This window comes from Clostridium pacaense, assembly GCF_020709765.2.
GTDB lineage: Bacteria > Bacillota > Clostridia > Lachnospirales > Lachnospiraceae > Enterocloster > Enterocloster hominis.
The window spans coordinates 1-235 of sequence record NZ_JAJFEB020000232.1; the positions used below are offsets into that span (position 1 = coordinate 1).

The 235-nt window shown below is 50.2% G+C and carries 1 pseudogene; it reads left to right on the forward strand.

What is annotated here, in order from left to right:
- Positions 1–181, forward strand: a pseudogene (locus tag LK536_RS59135) (ABC transporter substrate-binding protein); the annotation flags it as partial.
- Positions 182–235 lie beyond the last annotated feature (54 nt).

Below are 235 nucleotides of genomic sequence, written 5' to 3' on the forward strand. Positions count from 1 at the left end.
GATGGTCATTAACTACAGCCTGACCAACCTGGGAGTGCACCAGTTTGATTCCATCATTGTCAGCAATAAGGCATTTACGGACCAGAGGGATGTGCTTGTGAATTATGTGAAAGCATTTTTTGATGCCACCGACGCACTGCAGGCCGACCCGGACATGGCGGCCCAGCTGCTTCTTGACTAGTACACGGAGAAGGGGTCGGAATCTTCCCTGGAAGCCTGTAAAACAGAAATTGAG